Annotated in this window: 15 protein-coding genes; 7 read left to right on the top strand and 8 right to left on the bottom strand. The window is 60.8% G+C overall.

Translation table 11 applies throughout. From position 1 onward, the window contains the following. Positions 1 to 24: 24 nt before the first annotated feature. From sstT to L362_RS07490, 4 genes are all read right to left on the bottom strand, one after another. A complete protein-coding gene (gene sstT, locus L362_RS07475; RefSeq protein WP_008503149.1) occupies positions 25 to 1266 on the bottom strand; it encodes a serine/threonine transporter SstT in 1242 nt (413 codons plus the stop codon). A 255-nt stretch (positions 1267 to 1521) separates the two neighbouring features. After that, complete coding sequence (locus tag L362_RS07480) at positions 1522 to 2487, bottom strand: TerC family protein (protein WP_023344957.1); 966 nt, start codon at positions 2485 to 2487, stop codon at positions 1522 to 1524. Between the two features lie 251 nt (positions 2488 to 2738). Further along, positions 2739 to 3737, bottom strand: coding sequence for a Gfo/Idh/MocA family protein (locus tag L362_RS07485; protein ID WP_021242366.1), 999 nt, complete (start codon positions 3735 to 3737; stop codon positions 2739 to 2741). A 70-nt stretch (positions 3738 to 3807) separates the two neighbouring features. Next, positions 3808 to 4311, bottom strand: a complete 504-nt coding sequence (locus L362_RS07490; RefSeq protein WP_008503152.1) for a YgjP-like metallopeptidase domain-containing protein — start codon at positions 4309 to 4311, stop codon at positions 3808 to 3810. Positions 4312 to 4394: 83 nt separating this feature from the next. Between L362_RS07490 and rlmG the strand changes: the two genes are divergently transcribed. Beyond that, positions 4395 to 5531 (top strand): 23S rRNA (guanine(1835)-N(2))-methyltransferase RlmG, encoded by a 1137-nt coding sequence (rlmG, locus tag L362_RS07495; RefSeq protein WP_023344956.1) that lies wholly within the window; start codon positions 4395 to 4397, stop codon positions 5529 to 5531. A 90-nt stretch (positions 5532 to 5621) separates the two neighbouring features. Here rlmG and L362_RS07500 read toward each other — a convergent pair whose 3' ends face one another. The 3 genes from L362_RS07500 to lsrR all read right to left on the bottom strand — a co-directional run bounded on the left by L362_RS07500 (position 5622) and on the right by lsrR (position 10414). After that, complete coding sequence (locus tag L362_RS07500) at positions 5622 to 7643, bottom strand: NADPH-dependent 2,4-dienoyl-CoA reductase (protein ID WP_023344955.1); 2022 nt, start codon at positions 7641 to 7643, stop codon at positions 5622 to 5624. A gap of 185 nt (positions 7644 to 7828) precedes the next feature. Then, entirely contained in the window at positions 7829 to 9409 is a 1581-nt protein-coding gene (gene lsrK, locus L362_RS07505) for an autoinducer-2 kinase (RefSeq protein WP_023344954.1), read from the bottom strand. 33 nt (positions 9410 to 9442) lie between these two features. Next, on the bottom strand, positions 9443 to 10414 hold the full coding sequence (gene lsrR, locus L362_RS07510) for a transcriptional regulator LsrR (protein ID WP_008503156.1): 972 nt from the start codon (positions 10412 to 10414) through the stop codon (positions 9443 to 9445). 215 nt (positions 10415 to 10629) lie between these two features. Here lsrR and lsrA point away from each other — a divergent pair, with 215 nt between their 5' ends. From lsrA to lsrG, 6 genes are read left to right on the top strand one after another with little or no spacing between them, the layout of a single operon-like run. Next, positions 10630 to 12117: an autoinducer 2 ABC transporter ATP-binding protein LsrA gene (lsrA, locus tag L362_RS07515; protein WP_023344953.1), complete on the top strand. Its 1488-nt coding sequence runs from the start codon at positions 10630 to 10632 to the stop codon at positions 12115 to 12117. After that, positions 12114 to 13145, top strand: a complete 1032-nt coding sequence (gene lsrC, locus L362_RS07520; RefSeq protein WP_023344952.1) for an autoinducer 2 ABC transporter permease LsrC — start codon at positions 12114 to 12116, stop codon at positions 13143 to 13145. Before lsrA ends, lsrC begins: the two co-directional genes overlap by 4 nt. Further along, on the top strand, positions 13146 to 14123 hold the full coding sequence (lsrD, locus tag L362_RS07525) for an autoinducer 2 ABC transporter permease LsrD (RefSeq protein WP_023344951.1): 978 nt from the start codon (positions 13146 to 13148) through the stop codon (positions 14121 to 14123). A gap of 1 nt (position 14124) precedes the next feature. After that, positions 14125 to 15126 (top strand): autoinducer 2 ABC transporter substrate-binding protein LsrB, encoded by a 1002-nt coding sequence (lsrB, locus tag L362_RS07530; RefSeq protein ID WP_023326137.1) that lies wholly within the window; start codon positions 14125 to 14127, stop codon positions 15124 to 15126. An 11-nt stretch (positions 15127 to 15137) separates the two neighbouring features. Beyond that, the gene (gene lsrF, locus L362_RS07535; RefSeq protein WP_023344950.1) at positions 15138 to 16025 is read left to right on the top strand and encodes a 3-hydroxy-5-phosphonooxypentane-2,4-dione thiolase; all 888 of its coding nucleotides are present in this window, start codon (positions 15138 to 15140) and stop codon (positions 16023 to 16025) included. Further along, complete coding sequence (gene lsrG / locus L362_RS07540) at positions 16022 to 16315, top strand: (4S)-4-hydroxy-5-phosphonooxypentane-2,3-dione isomerase (RefSeq protein ID WP_008503162.1); 294 nt, start codon at positions 16022 to 16024, stop codon at positions 16313 to 16315. The genes lsrF and lsrG overlap by 4 nt, the downstream gene beginning before the upstream one ends. A 101-nt stretch (positions 16316 to 16416) precedes the next feature. On the opposite strand, the gene L362_RS07545 is transcribed toward lsrG, so the two are convergent. Further along, positions 16417 to 16704, bottom strand: a complete 288-nt coding sequence (locus L362_RS07545; protein ID WP_021242358.1) for a hypothetical protein — start codon at positions 16702 to 16704, stop codon at positions 16417 to 16419. Between the last annotated feature and the right edge of the window lie 6 nt (positions 16705 to 16710).

The raw sequence follows: 16710 nt of genomic DNA, 5'->3' as shown, positions 1-16710 counted from the left end.
GTAGCCGCCACCGGGCTTTTCTTTTTAACTGCGGAGGGCGTTCTTCGCTAAACGCGCGTCTTCCGCCTGACAGGCCGCCGCGGTAAACAGCACGTCGGTAGAGGAGTTCAGCGCGGTTTCGCAGGAGTCCTGCAGCACGCCGATGATAAAGCCGACGGCAACCACCTGCATGGCGATTTCGTTCGGGATGCCGAACATATTACACGCCAGCGGGATCAGCAGCAGCGAACCGCCCGCCACGCCGGATGCGCCGCAGGCGCACAGCGATGCCACCACGCTCAGCAGCAGCGCGGTTGGCAGATCCACCGGAATACCCAGCGTATGCACCGCCGCCAGGGTCAGTACAGTGATCGTAATCGCCGCACCCGCCATGTTCACGGTCGCACCCAGTGGGATCGACACGGAATAGGTATCGCGATCCAGGTTCAGCTTCTCCGCCAGCGCCATGTTCACCGGTATGTTCGCCGCAGAGCTGCGGGTGAAGAAGGCATACACGCCGCTCTCGCGCAGGCAGGTCAGCACCAGCGGATACGGGTTGCGGCGGATCTGCCAGAACACCAGCAGCGGGTTGATCACCAGCGCCACCAGCAGCATACAGCCGACCAGCACAACCAGCAGTTGCGCGTAGCCCCACAGCGCGTCAAAACCGGTGGTTGCCAGCGTGGAGGAGACCAGGCCGAAAATACCGATTGGCGCAAAGCGAATCACCAGCTTCACCATAAAGGTGACAGCGTTGGACAAATCGTTGACCAGGTTTTTCGTGGTCTCGTTGCCGTGACGCAGCGCGAAGCCCAGACCAATCGCCCAGACCAGGATGCCAATGTAGTTTCCGCTCATCAGCGCGGTGATGGGGTTAGAGACCATGCTCATCAGCAGACCGCGAAGGACTTCCACAATGCCGGACGGCGGCGTGATATCACCGGCCGCGCTGGTCAGGTGCAGCGTGGACGGGAACAGGAAGCTAAACACCACGGCCGTTAAGGCTGCAGAGAAGGTTCCCAGAAGATACAGGAACAGAATAGGGCGAATGTTGGTTTTTTGTCCGTGCTGGTGGTTGGCAATCGATGCCATGACCAGCATCAGAACCAGTACCGGCGCGACGGCTTTCAGGGCGCCCACAAACAGCGTCCCGAGCAGCCCCGTGGCCTCCGCAGCAGGTTTTGACACCATGGCCAGCAGAATACCCAGCACCAGTCCTACCAGAATTTGTTTAACCAGACTTCCCTGCGCCAGGCGCGCAAAAAGACCCGTCGATTGTGTGCTCATACATTATTCCTGAGTGAAATTGCGTTCCATTCCGAATGTGCTCTTAGTCACATTTATGTCCGGATGTAAGTAAATGTTTGCCTGGTCGAGTATAGGGAATGCGCGAAAGGAGGGAAGCGTAAAATGCTGGATTTTACGTGTTGCGTCATGTTTTTTAACTATTGATTAACGAAAGTGCCGGGTGGCGCTGCGCTTACCCGGCCTACGGGGTGACGTTGTAGGCCCGGTAAGCCCAGCGCCACCGGGCAAAACGCATTAAGCCTGCTGCTTCTTATCGTGCTGGCGGTTAACCCAGGTATTGATAATCAGCGTCACGATCAGAATGCCAAACACCACGCCGAGCGAAATGGCGATCGGGATATGGTAGAAATCGACGATCAGCATCTTGATACCGATAAACACCAGGATCACCGACAGGCCGTACTTCAGCATGGAGAAGCGCTCCGCCGCGCCCGCCAGCAGGAAGTACATCGCGCGCAGGCCGAGGATGGCGAACAGGTTAGAGGTCAGAACGATGAACGGGTCGGTGGTCACCGCGAAAATGGCCGGAATGCTGTCCACGGCGAAAATCACGTCGCTCAGCTCAACCAGAATCAGCACCAGCAGCAGCGGGGTGGCAAACAGCAGGCCGTTCTTGCGCACGAAGAAGTGCTCGCTCTCGATCTTGTCGGTCATGCGCAGATGGCCGCGGATCCACTTCACCAGCGGGCGATCGCCAATCGCGGAGCCGTCCTCTTTCGCCAGCGCCATTTTGACCCCGGTGAACAGCAGGAACGCGCCGAAGACGTACAGCAGCCACTCGAACTGGGTAATCAGCCAGCTGCCAGCGAAGATCATGATGGTACGCAGGATAATTGCACCCAGCACGCCGTACACCAGCACGCGACGCTGCAGAGCCGCAGGCACGGCGAAGTAGCTGAACAGCATCAGCCAGACGAAGACGTTATCAACCGCCAGGGCTTTTTCAATCAGATAGCCAGTGAGGAAGGCGAGCGCCTGAGGATCGGCCACCGCGCGGCCTTCGGTCGAGGCCAGATACCACCAGAAGGCGGCGCAGAAGAGCAGGGAGAGAGTAACCCAGACCAGCGACCAGACGGCGGCCTGTTTCATGGTCATGCCGTGCGCGCCGCGACGGCCCTGCAAAAAGAGGTCGATCGCCAGCATGATGAGCACGACAACCGCGAATCCGCCCCACAACATTGGAGTGCCGACAGAATGCATACTATTTTCCTTACACATAAAAAACAAAAACGGCCATGGTCAGAAGACGATAGCCGTTAGCTTTTTATGCATAGACCTCGCCTTCCGGCAAGGTCTCACTTACAACCACGAGGGTTGCCCGGCGACCGGATGCGGTATTGCACGCATCGTAATGACGATCCACCGGCGAAGAAGTTACTCCCCTTTGCAGGTAACAAAATATGTCAGACCATCGGTTTCGTCAATGGTCTGCGCCGTTTCATTACACAGCTTTACGCGATAACTTCCGCGCTCACGCCGTCTGCCGGGAATACCACGCCGGTCTGACGGCGGATCTCCGTTTGCAGCTTCGCCGTGGTGCGGCTCACCGCAAGGCCTGGGTGATTCACTTCGTTGTCTTCCACCAGACGGGCGAAGACCTCTGCCTCATAGAGCATAGTGTTAATATGCTGAGGCTGCGTCAGCTCCTGCGCTTTGCCGCCGCGCGGGACAAAGCTCACCTTCTGGCACTCGGAGATCTTCTCGATAACCAGCGAGCCCGCTTCGCCCTGAATTTCGCTCGGCAGGACAGAATCGCTCACCTTGGAGTGCTGCAGCGTCACGCTGAAATCACCGTAATCCAGCACCGCGACACCGTGCGCATCCACGCCGCTCTCCAGCAGGCTGGCGGTGGCCGTGACGCCGTGCGGCTCGCCCCACAGGGCCACGGCAGAGGCCAGGCAGTAGAAACCGATATCCATAATCGAGCCGTTCGAGAAGGCCGGGTTAAAGGTGTTCGGGTTCTCGCCGTCGAGATAGCGCTGGTAGCGCGACGAGTACTGGCAGTAGTTGATAAACGCTTTGCGTACTTTGCCCACCTTCGGCAGGGACTGCTGCAGCAGCAGGAAGTTCGGCAGGCTGGCGGTTTTGAACGCTTCGAACAGCACCACCTGGTTTTCGCGGGCAAGCGCGATGGCGGCTTCCACTTCTTCGATGTTCGACGCCAGCGGCTTCTCGCAAATCACATGCTTTTTATGGCTGAGGAACAGCTTCGTTTGCGGGAAGTGCAGGGCGTTCGGGCTGGCGATATAGACCGCGTCAATGGCGTCGCTTTGCGCCATGTCATCAAGCGAGGTGAAGAGATGCTCGACCAGGTAATCGTTGGCAAAACTCTGCGCCTGCTCAAGGCTGCGGGAATAGACTGCGGTAAGTTTCAGTTTGCCGGTTTCGTGGGCGGCGTCGACGAACTGGCGCGTGATCCAGTTCGTTCCAATGACTGCGAAACGTATCATAAACGTTTACGTACTCCGTAGCGGGGAACTTTTAGCCACTGTAGCACGTCATCATGACAATTCGCGTGCGCTATTCCGCATTACCTTTTAACGATAAATGCGTAAGCCACAGCCGGGTATCAAACTCCAGCTGGTGGTACTGCGGCTCCATATGGCAGCACAGAGAATAGAACGCTTTGTCGTGCTCTTTCTCTTTCAGGTGTGCGAGCTCGTGCACCACAATCATCCGCAGAAAGGCTTCCGGCGCGTTGCGAAAAACCGTCGCGACGCGGATCTCCGCCTTGGCCTTCAGCTTGCCGCCCTGCACGCGGGAGACGGCGGTGTGCAGGCCGAGCGCGTTTTTCAGCACGTGGATCTTGTTGTCGTACATCACCTTGTTGATCGGCGGCGCGCTCTTCAGATACCGGTTTTTCAGATCCTGCGTATACTGCCAGAGGGCTTTATCGGTCGCGAAATCGTGGGTGCCGGGGTAGCGTTTTTCCAGCACCGCGCCGAGCTTCTGCTCGGCAATCAGGCTGCGAACCTGAGAAAGTAAATGCTCCGGGTAGCCCTGGAGATAAGTAAGTTGGTTCATCAACGCCCCAAATCGACAATAAAACGGGTATACTCACGCACCCTTTTCAGGGATACGCCAAATTTTACCATTCAGGAGGGCCGATGAGCCACTTAGACAACGGTTTCCGTTCACTCAACCTTAAACGTTTCCCGGAAACGGACGACGTTAACCCGCTTCAGGCGTGGGAAGCGGCGGATGAATATCTGCTGCAGCAGTTGGATGAGACTGAAATCCGCGGCCCGGTTTTGATCCTGAATGACGCCTTCGGCGCGCTGGGCTGCGCCCTGGCGGAGCACACGCCGTACAGCATCGGCGATTCCTACTTAAGCGAGCTGGCGACGCGTGAAAACCTGCGCCATAACGACATCGACGAATCCAGCGTGAAGTTCCTCGACAGCACCGCGGACTACCCGCAGGCGCCGGGCGTGGTGCTCATCAAAGTGCCAAAAACCATGGCGCTGCTGGAGCAGCAGCTGCGCGCGCTGCGTAAGGTCGTCACGCCAGAAACCCGCATCATCGCGGGTGCCAAAGCGCGCGATATTCATACTTCGACGCTGGAGCTGTTTGAGAAGGTCCTTGGCCCGACCACCACCACGCTGGCCTGGAAAAAAGCGCGCCTGATCAACTGTACGTTCGCCGCCCCTGAGCTGGCCGACGCGCCAGAAACGCTGAGCTGGAAGCTGGAAGGGACAGACTGGACCATCCATAACCACGCGAACGTCTTCTCCCGCACCGGTCTGGATATCGGCGCGCGCTTCTTTATGGAACACCTGCCGGAAAATCTGGAAGGGGAAATTGTCGATCTGGGCTGCGGCAACGGCGTGATTGGCCTGACGCTGCTGGCGAAGAACCCGGAGGCCAGCGTGGTGTTCAGCGACGAATCGCCGATGGCGGTGGCCTCCAGCCGTCTGAACGTGGAAACCAATATGCCGGACGCGCTGGACCGCTGCGAGTTTATGATCAACAACGCGCTGTCGGGCGTAGAGCCGTTCCGCTTCAACGCCGTGTTCTGTAACCCGCCGTTCCACCAGAAGCACGCCCTGACGGATAACGTCGCCTGGGAGATGTTCCACCACGCGCGCCGCTGCCTGAAGATTAACGGCGAGCTGTACATCGTGGCGAACCGCCACCTGGACTACTTCCACAAGCTGAAGAAGATTTTCGGTAACTGCGTGACCATTGCGACCAATAACAAGTTCGTGGTGCTGAAGGCGGTGAAGCTGGGACGTCGTCGGTAAGATTGTTTTGCCCGGTGGCGCTGCGCTTACCGGGCCTACAATGGCCTCGGACCCGTAGGCCGGGCAAGCGCAGCGCCGCCCGGCAATGTTCTAGATCATCAGAGCTAATTTTGTCCCCTGCGCAATCGCGCGCCGCGCATCCAGCTCCATCGCCACGTCGCACCCGCCGATCAGATGCACCGTTTTACCGGCCTCGCGCAGCGGATCCGCCAGATCCCGCTTCGGATCCTGCCCGGCACACAAAATCACATGATCCACGCGCAGCAGCTGCGGCTCGCCGCCGATCGTGACGTGCAGCCCGTCGTCGTCGATCTTCTGGTAGCTCACCGCCGGGATCATCTTCACCCCGCGCGAGAGCAGGGTGGCGCGGTGGATCCAGCCGGTGGTTTTCCCCAGCCCTTCGCCCGGTTTGCTGGCTTTACGCTGCAGCATCACGATCTGGCGCGGGCTTTTCGGCAGCTGTGGCCCTTCGGGTCGCAGGCCGCCGGACTGGCTGAGGCTGGTGTCGATACCCCATTCCACGCAGAATTCGGCAATGTTCTGGCTGGTGGCTTCGCCCGGCTGGCTCAAATACATCGCGGTGTCAAAACCGATCCCGCCGCAGCCGATAATCGCCACCTTCTCGCCAACCGGCGCTTTGTCACGCAGCACGTCGAGATAGCTCAGCACTTTTGGATGATCGATACCCTCGATCGCAGGCGTGCGCGGTACGATCCCGCTCGCCAGGATCACCTCATCGAAATCAGTCAGATCCGCCGCGTGGACAAACTGGTTAAGCCGCAGCTCGACGCCCGTCAGCTCGATCATCCGGCGGTAGTAGCGCAGCGTTTCGTAGAACTCCTCTTTGCCGGGGATCTGTTTGGCGATATTAAACTGCCCGCCAATCTCTCCCAACGCATCAAACAGCGTCACGCCGTGCCCGCGCGAGGCGGCATTGACCGCAAACGCCAGGCCTGCCGGGCCAGCGCCCACGACGGCCAGGCGTTTTTTATTGACCGCCGGAACGATCGGCATTTTGGTTTCATGGCAGGCGCGGGGGTTAACCAGGCAGGAGGTGACCTTCCCGACGAAGATCTGATCCAGACAGGCCTGATTACAGCCGATGCAGGTGTTGATCTCATCCGCACGGCCGCTTTGCGCTTTGGACAGCAGCTCGGCATCGGCCAGGAACGGGCGCGCCATAGAGACCATGTCGGCATCGCCGCGCGAAATCACATCGTCCGCCACCTGCGGATCGTTAATGCGGTTGGTGGTGACCAGCGGAACGGACACTTTGCCTTTCAGCCTGCGCGTTACCCAGCTGAACGCCGCGCGCGGCACCGGCGTGGCGATGGTCGGGATGCGCGCCTCGTGCCAGCCGATGCCGGTGTTGATAATGGTGGCCCCCGCGGCTTCTATCGCCTGCGCCAGCTGCACGGTTTCGTCAAACGTCCCGCCGCCCTCCACCAGGTCGAGCATCGACAGGCGGAAGATGATGATAAAGTCCGCACCCGCACGTTCACGTACCGCGCGCACCACCTCCACGGCAAAGCGCATCCGGCGGGCATAGTCGCCGCCCCATTCGTCGTCGCGCTGGTTGGTGCGGGCGGCGAGGAACTCGTTAATCAGGTAGCCTTCGGAGCCCATCACCTCAACGCCGTCATAGCCCGCTTCACGCGCCAGCGCGGCGCAGCGGGCGAAGTCGTCAATCAGCGCCAGGATCTCGTCGTGGCTCAGAGCATGCGGAGTGAAGCGGTTAATCGGCGCCTGAATGGCCGATGGCGCAACCAGATTCGGCTGATAGCTGTAGCGTCCGGTGTGCAGAATTTGCAGGGCGATTTTACCGCCCTCGTTGTGTACCGCGTCGGTCACAATGCGGTGATGCGGCAGCTGTGCTGCATCGTTCAGCACCGCACCGCCCTCCATGCCGACGCCGGAAGGGGAAGGGGCCACGCCGCCGGTGACAATCAGCGCCACCCCGTGGCGCGCGCGCTCGGCATAGAAAGCCGCCAGACGCTCGGCCCCGTCAGGATGTTCCTCGAGCCCGGTGTGCATCGAGCCCATCAACACGCGGTTTTTGAGTGTGGTGAACCCCAGATCGAGAGGGGCGAATAACGACGGGTAGCGGCTCATAGTCTCTTCCAGTGGAAAATTATTGTTATGTGGTCGGATGAGTTACTAATTTAGCCAGCGGCAGCGGAAAGGTAAAAGCGGGATCGAATGATTGTGATAGATCTCAAAGAACTTCCCCGGTGGCGCTGCGCTTACCGGGGCTACAAAACCCCAGGACAGATAAGCGTAGCGCTATCCGGCGTTATTTACGGCGCCGCTGCCCGCACCAGCCCCGGCGCCTGCCACATCGACGTGGTCAGTCCGCTGTCCACCAGCCCGAGCTGGTCCGCATATACCGCCTGCCATTTCTGCATCATGCTGTCGTACAGCTCGCGGTGCGCCGGGTTTGGCGTGAACTCGCGGCTCCATTTCACCAGCCGCTCGCCCGTCGAGGCCATATCCGCAAACAGCCCCGCGCCCGTACCCGCGGCAATCGCGCAGCCCAGCGCCGTTGCCTCTTTGACTTCCGGCACGCGCACCGGCAGGCCCGTGACGTCGCTTAAAATCTGGCTCCACAGGGCACCTTTTGACCCGCCGCCCGCAAACACCAGGCTCTCAAACGTCACGCCGGAAAAGCGTGAAATCTGCGCCAGGTTGCAGGCCGAAACAATCGCCGCGTTCTCTTCCAGGGCGCGGAACAGCGTCGCTTTATTGCATTTTTCCGGGTCGATGGAGAGGTTAATAAACGACGGCGCGGCGTGGTACCACTGCTTGAAATGCATGGCGTCGGAGAAGATTGGCATTACCCCGTGGGAGCCCGCCGGCACCCGGCTGGCCATCTCTTCCAGCAGGGAATAGGTGTCCATCCCCATCCGCTCGGCAATCAGCTTTTCCTCCGCGCAGAAGGCGTCGCGGAACCAGCGCATGGTCAGCCCGGTAAAGAAGCTGATCGACTCCGCCTGGACCATGCCGGGGATGACGTGCGGATTCACGCGGATGTTCATGTCGGGGTCGGTGCGTACCTGCGGCAGATTGACCACCTGCTGCCAGAAGGTGCCGCCCAGCACCGCCGTTTGTCCAGCGCGGACCACGCCCAGCCCCAGACAGCCCAGCTGCACGTCGCCGCCGCCCATCACTACCGGCGTGCCTTCGCGCAGGCCGCTCTGCTGCGCGGCCTCCCGGGTTATAGCACCCAGTACGGTGCCGGTCTCTTTCACCGGGGAGAGGATATCGGCGCGCAGCCCGGCCATGTCGAGAAGCGCCGGACGCCAGTCGCGGGAGAAGAGATCCAGCATGCCGGTGGTGCCCGCGTTCGACGGGTCGACCGCCAGCTCGCCGGAGAGCTTCGCCGCCAGCCAGTCGCTGATCATGGTGATAGTCGCGGCCCTGCGGTAAATATCCGGACGGTGGTGCGCCAGCCACAGCAGGCGCGGCATGGCGCTCAGCGCCAGCGTCTGGCCGGAGACCTCATACACTTCGGATTCAAAACGGTCATCGTGGATCTCTTTGAGTTCGGCCACCTCGCGGCTGGCGCGGGCGTCGACGTTGGCGCAGGCCCAGATGGCCTCGCCGTTACGGTCGTACAGCACGATCCCTTCGCGCATCGAACAGCAGGCGACGGACTGAATATCTGCCGCGCTCAGGCGCGCACGCTCCAGCGCCTGATGAATGCACCGGCAGGCCAGCTGCCAGTTGGTGTCGAGGTCGAACTCCATCGAGCCCGGCACGTTCTCCACGCTCAGGTGCTTCCACTCGGCCTGGCCGACGGCAATCTGGTTGCCCTGCAAATCGAAAATCACGGCGCGAACGCTGCCGGTCCCTGCATCTAACGCTAAAAGGTAACTCATGAGCTTGCCTCGCTGTTAGCGCAGGGCGGGCTCTTATTTGGCCAGAGCCAGCACCGCGCGGGCTGTCGTCTCTTCCGTCACCAGGCCATTGATACGGCGACCCTTCAGTGCGGCATAAATCGCATCGGCTTTCTCTTCCCCGCCGGCCACGCCAACGATGGTGGGCAGCTGCGCCAGCTCATCAAGCGAGACGCCGAGTAATTCTTTGTGGATCTCCAGCTCCTCAACGCACTCCCCTTCGGCATTGAGGAAATAGCCGAGAATGTCGCCGACCGCCCCTTTGCGGGCGTACATCAGCTGTTCACCTTCGCTGATATAGCCGGAGCGCAGGATCGTGGCGTCACGGCGCTGGTTTACTGAACCAATACCAACTACCGCCACGTCGGCTGCGGTGGCGGCGAGGATCACGTCCCGCACGCTGGTCTCGCGTTTTAAGATCCCGGCCACTTCGGCGGAAGACACGCGAAGCGGGGCGGGGATCATGCTGACGCTGCAGGCCGCGTCCAGCTGGCCGATACCGGTCATGTACGGCCCGACGCCGCCGGAGAGCGTCACGAGGCGGATCTGCTGCGAGCTGATAAAGCCGCTCAGGTGCTGCAGGCTGCTCATGGTGGTTTCACCGAACCCCACCGCCAGCAGCTGGCCGGGTTCCAGCACGCCCATCAGCGACTGCGCCGCGCCAATGCCTAACCGCACGTTCATCGGCGGCGTATTTAGGGCAGGCATCACGCGCACCAGCTTCAGGCCAAAGCGCTGCTGCAGCTCGGTTTCCAGCGACAGGCAGCCCTCGTACCGGGAGTTAATCTGCACGCGGATCACCCCGGACTGGCGGCCTTTCTCCAGCAGGCGGGAGATTTTTAATCGCGGCAGCCCGAGCCGCTCGCCGATATCGTTCTGGGTCAGCCCGTCGTGGTAGTAGCACCAGGCCACGCGCGCCACCAGCTCCTCTTCCGCCAGCGCCAGCCCGGCAAACCGTCCTTCTTCCGCAGTGCGTTTATCGCTCATAGTTGAACTCTTATAAAAATTTAGATCATATGTTCGTGATGACGCGGAGGGAAAGTGTGAGCCACGCGACAAAACGGATCATTTCGATCGTTTCTGGTTTATCTGAATCCCAATCGATAAAACTGTGATCCCTGCACGGTTGTAAATATAGTTCACCGTCTACGCTTTTGAACATTATTAAATCTAAAAATCATTTGTTCAATAGCGGAGCGATGATGATACCACTTCTCGACGCGCGGAATATCAGCAAGCAGTTCTCAGGCGTGCCGGTTCTAAAAGGCATTGATTTCACGCTGCTTGCGGGCCAGGTGCACGCGCTGATGGGCGGGAACGGCGCGGGAAAATCGACGCTGATGAAGATCATCGCCGGAGTCGAGACGCCGGATGAGGGTGAACTTTCCGTCGAGGGGCAGTCATATGCGCGGCTGACGCCCGTGCAGGCGCACACGCTCGGCATTTACCTCGTGCCGCAGGAGCCGCTGCTGTTCCCCAACCTGACGGTGCGGGAAAACATCCTGTTCCGCCTGCCGCGCGAACGCGATCGGGAAAAGCGGCTGGCGGAGAAACTTGAGCAGCTGCAGTGCCGGCTGAACCTCGACGCCGCCGCCAGCACCCTGGAAGTGGCGGATCAGCAGATGGTAGAGATCCTGCGCGGATTAATGCGCAACGCCAGGATCCTGATGCTCGACGAGCCCACGGCCTCCCTCACGCCGGGCGAAACCGAACGGCTGTTTCGTCAGATCCGCGCCCTGCAGGCGCTCGGCGTCGGGATCGTTTTTATCTCGCACAAGCTGCCGGAAATTCGCATGCTGTCGAGCCACGTCTCGGTGATGCGCGACGGCGCGGTGGTGCTCAGCGGTGAAGCCGCGCAGTTCGACGATAACGCCCTGATCGCCGCCATGACGCCGGTAAGCCGCGAGAAATCCCTCAGCGATACGCAAAAGCTGTGGCTGGCGCTGCCGGGCAATCGTCGCACCCAGCCGCAGGACTTTCCGGTGCTGCGGGTGGAGGATCTTACCGGGGAAGGGTTTATCGATCTCAGCCTTGAGATCTACGCCGGGGAGATCGTCGGCCTGGCCGGGTTGGTAGGCTCCGGGCGCACCGAGTTTGCCGAAACGCTCTATGGCCTGCGGCCTGTGCGCGGGGGGCGCGTCTGGCTGGAGAATCAGGACATCACCGCCGCACCGGTAAGTTCACGTCTGGACAAAGGCCTGGTCTACCTGCCGGAAGACAGGCAGGTGTCCGGCCTGTTCCTCGACGCGCCGATCCGCTGGAACACCGTGGCGCTGAACGAGCCGTCGCTCTGGCAGCAGCGGAAAAGAGAGTCCGCGGTGGTGGAGCGCTATCACCGGGCGCTGGGGATCAAGCTCAACCATGCGGATCAAACCGTGCGCACGCTCTCCGGCGGCAACCAGCAGAAGGTGCTGCTGGCACGCTGTCTGGAGGCCAACCCGTTACTGCTGATCGTCGATGAACCGACGCGCGGCGTGGACGTCTCGGCGCGCGCCGATATCTACCAGCTTATCAAAAGCGTGGCGGCGCAGAACGTGGCGGTGCTGATGATCTCAAGCGATCTCGATGAGTTTCCGGGCCTTGCCGATCGCGTGCTGGTGATGCATCAGGGCGTACTCAGCGGCGAGCTGCCGCGCCATGCCGTCAGCCTCGATCGCATGATGGCGCTGGCGTTTGGAGGGCAATCATGAAGATCTTACTGAAAAACCGCGAGCTGAGCGCGTTTCTCGCCATACTGGCGCTGTTCGCCGTGCTGGTGGCGCTCAATCCGTCGTACCTGAGTTTGCAGACGCTGGGGATGATCTTCGCCAGCTCGCAGATCCTGATCCTGCTGGCGATCGGCGCGGCGCTGGTGATGCTGACCCGCAATATCGACGTCTCCGTGGGGTCGACCGTCGGGCTGTCCGCCATCGCCGTCGGCGTGGCGCTGAACAGTGGCTACAGCCTGCCCCTTTCCATTCTCTTCGCGCTGTCAGTTGGCGCGCTGGCGGGGGCATTCAACGGTTTTCTGGTGGTGGGATTACGCATCCCGGCGATTGTCGCCACCCTCGGCACGCTGGGGCTGTACCGTGGAGCGATGCTGCTCTGGACGGGCGGAAAGTGGATTGAAGGGCTGCCGCCGGGGTTGAAATCCCTCTCTGAGCCTGCGGCCATCGGCGTGTCGCCCCTTGGCATGGTGGTGTTGATTATCGTGGTCACCGGCGCGTGGACGCTGTCGCGCACCGCGTTCGGGCGTGATTTCTACGCGGTGGGGGATAACCTCGCCGCCGCGCGCCAGCTGGGCGTGGCGGTGAATCGCACCCGCATGATCGCCTTTACCCTCAACGGCATGCTGGCGGCCTGCGCCGGGATTGTCTTTGCCGCACAGATTGGCTTCGTGCCCAACCAGACCGGCAGCGGGCTGGAGATGAAGGCCATCGCCGCCTGCGTACTGGGGGGCATTTCACTGCTGGGCGGAACGGGCACGCTGATCGGCGCGCTGCTCGGTGCGTTCTTCCTGACGCAAATCGACACCGTGCTGGTGCTGTTCAGGCTTCCGGCCTGGTGGAACGACTTTATCGCCGGGCTGGTGCTGCTGGGCGTGCTGGTGCTCGACGGGCGTCTGCGTCAGGCGCTGGCGCGGCATCAGCGGGCGCTGAAGTACGGTCGTTTCCAGCCGGGCAACAGAGGGGGAAAGCACGTCACCCCCTTTCCCAAACGTAAAAAAGAGGTGGCGTAAATGAGGCTTAACTGGGAAAGCGCGCTGCTCATTTTGCTGGTGCTGGAGATCCTGTTCTTTGGCGCCATCAACCCGCGCATGCTCGACGTCAACATGCTGCTGTTCAGCACCAGCGACTTCATCTGCATCGGCATTGTGGCGCTGCCGCTGACGCTGGTGATCGTCAGCGGCGGGATCGACATCTCCCTCGGCTCGACCATCGGCCTGTGCGCGATTGCGCTGGGGGTGATGATGCAGGCCGGGTGGCCGATGGCGGTCGCTGTTCCGCTTACGCTGCTGCTGGGTCTGCTGTGCGGGCTGGTGAATGCGGCGCTGATCCACTACACCGGCATCAGCCCGCTGGTCATTACCCTCGGCACGCTCTACCTCTACGGTGGCGGCGCGCTGCTGCTCTCCGGCATGGCGGGCGCGACGGGCTACGAGGGCATCGGCGGCTTCCCGGACAGCTTCACGGCGTTCGCTAACCTCACGGTGTTGGGTCTGCCGATCCCATTGGTCTTGTTCGCGGTAATCACCGTCTTCTTCTGGCTCATTACCCACCGCGGGCGCTTTGGCCGTCATCTGTTCCTTATTGGGCAGAACCCGCGCGCGGCGCGCTATGCGGCGCTGCCGGTGAACGGCATGCCCTACGTGCTGTACGGCCTGGTGGGCGTGGCCTCGGCGATTGCCGCGCTGGTGATGGTCTCCTATTTCGGCTCCGCGCGTTCGGATCTGGGGCGCGATCTATTAATGCCTGCGCTCACCGCCGCCGTGCTCGGCGGAGCCAATATCTACGGCGGGTCAGGTTCGGTTGTCGGTACGGCGCTGGCGGCGCTGCTGGTGGGGTATCTGCAACAGGGTTTACAGATGGTCGGCATCCCCAACCAGGTGTCGAGCGCGCTGTCGGGGGCGCTGCTGGTTGTGGTGGTGATGGGGCGTTCGCTGAGTCTGCACCGCGAATGGGTGCGATCTCTCTTTAGAAAACTATCCGGAGCGTAAGATGAAAACAAAACTGCTCGTCCTGGCAATGGCCCTCAGCTTCGCTTCGGCGCAGGCGGCGGACCGCATTGCCTTTATCCCGAAGCTGGTGGGCGTGGGATTCTTCACCAGCGGCGGCAACGGTGCGAAAGAGGCGGGGAAAGATCTTGGCGTGGACGTGACCTACGACGGCCCAACCGAGCCGAGCGTCTCCGGCCAGGTGCAGCTCATCAATAACTTCGTCAACCAGGGCTATAACGCCATTATCGTCTCCGCCGTGTCGCCGGATGGGTTGTGTCCGGCGCTGAAGCGCGCGATGCAGCGCGGCGTCAAGGTCCTGACCTGGGATTCCGACACCAAACCGGAGTGCCGCAGCATCTACATCAACCAGGGCACGCCGGAACAGCTGGGCGGCCTGCTGGTGGAGATGGCGGGCAAGCAGGTCACCAAACCGAACGCGAAAGTGGCGTTCTTCTACTCCAGCCCGACCGTTACCGATCAGAACCAGTGGGTGAAAGAGGCGAAGGCCAAAATCGAGAAAGACCATCCCCAGTGGCAGATCGTCACCACCCAGTTTGGCTATAACGACGCCACCAAATCGTTGCAGACCGCCGAAGGGATCTTAAAAGCCTATCCGGATCTGGATGCGATCGTCGCCCCGGACGCCAACGCGCTTCCTGCTGCCGCGCAGGCGGCAGAAAACCTGAAGCGGGAAGGCGTGGCGATTGTCGGGTTCAGCACGCCGAACGTGATGCGCCCGTACGTTGAGCGCGGCACGGTGAAGGCCTTCGGCCTGTGGGACGTGGTGCAACAGGGCAAAATTGCGGTCAATGTCGCCGATCGTTTGCTGAAAAAAGGCGATCTTAACGTCGGCGACAGCGTAGACGTGAAAAATATCGGGACGCTGAAGGTCGAGCCGAACAGCGTGCAGGGCTACCAGTATGAGGCGAAGGGCAACGGCATCGTGCTGCTGCCGGAACGCGTGGTGTTCACCAAAGAGAACATCAGCAAATACGATTTCTGACGGGGGAGCAAATGGCTGATTTAGACGACATCAAAGACGGCAAGGATTTTGGCATCGGCACGCCGCAGCAAAATGTGCCGTTCACCCTGAAGGGCTGCGGCTCGCTGGACTGGGGCATGCAGTCGCGGCTGGCGCGCATCTTCAACCCGCAGAGCAACCGCACGGTGATGCTGGCCTTTGACCACGGCTACTTTCAGGGGCCGACTACCGGCCTTGAGCGTATCGACCTCTCTATCGCGCCGCTGTTTGGTGAAACCGACGTGCTGATGTGTACCCGCGGCATCCTCAGGAGCCAGGTGCCCGCCGCGACGAACAAACCGGTGGTGCTGCGCGCCTCCGGCGGTAACTCGATTCTGGGTGAACTTTCCAACGAGTGCGTGGCGGTGGCGATGGAAGACGCCCTGCGCCTGAACGTCTGCGCGGTGGCGGCGCAGGTGTACATCGGAAGCGAGTTTGAGCATCAGTCGATCAACAACATCATCAAGCTTGTCGATGCAGGGGCGCGCTACGGCATGCCGACGCTGGCGGTAACGGGCGTGGGGAAAGAGATGGCGCGCGACGCGCGCTATTTCTCTCTCGCCAGCCGCATCGCCGCCGAAATGGGGGCGCAGTTCGTCAAAACCTACTACGTGGATGAGGGTTTTGAAAAAGTGACCGCCAGCTGCCCGGTGCCGATCGTTATCGCGGGGGGCAAAAAGCTGCCGGAGCACGAGGCGCTGGAGATGTGCTGGCGCGCGATAGACCAGGGCGCGTCCGGCGTGGACATGGGGCGCAACATCTTCCAGTCCAGCGCGCCGCTCGCCATGCTGAAGGCGGTGAAGAAAGTGGTGCACGATAGCTGGAATGCCCGTGATGCGTTCCAGTTCTGGCAGGAAGAGAAACAGGGAGAAGCAAAATGAACGTGACGCTGGTAGAGATCAACATTAAGCCCGAGCGGGTGGACGAGTTTCTGGAGGTGTTTCGCGCCAACCACGAGGGCGCAATCCAGGAGCCGGGGAACCTGCGTTTTGACGTATTGCAGGACCCGAGGGTGAAAACCCGGTTCTTTATCTACGAAGCCTATAAAGACGAAGAGGCGGTGCTGGCGCATAAGCAAACCCCGCACTATCTCGCGTGCGTGGATAAGCTGGAGGAGCTGATGTCGGAGCCACGCAAAAAACGCAGCTTTGTCGGGTTATTGCCGGAGTAATGGTCTTGCCCGGTGGCGCTGCGCTTACCGGGCTTTTGGGGAAAAGGTGGAATGGTTTTGTAGGCCGGATGAGCGTAGGCCGCCCGGCTTTTGATTTTGCTTTACTGCGCTTTTTTGGCTGCGTCCTGCATCTCTTTCATTTTTTGTGCGGCCGCTTGCTGGCTTTGGCGTAGGTTTTCGCTCGCGGCAACCAGAAACTCAGGATGATTAGCCAGGTAGATAGATATCGCTTCACCCATTTTTTCCGGATGGGCGGTAAAGTAATCCTCGGCGATTTTGCCGATTTCCGTCTTCTGCTCAGCGGTAAACTCAGCGGCCTGGCTCAGCGCCGGTGCGGTCAGTGTGACGAAAACGGTCAGAACGAGGAAGGGGTGCTTTATGAAAAACATGATGGG

Origin of the sequence: Enterobacter sp. MGH 16, assembly GCF_000493175.1 — a bacterium.
GTDB classification, from domain to species: Bacteria; Pseudomonadota; Gammaproteobacteria; order Enterobacterales; family Enterobacteriaceae; genus Enterobacter; species Enterobacter roggenkampii.
This window is presented reverse-complemented; position numbering and strand designations above follow the sequence as displayed.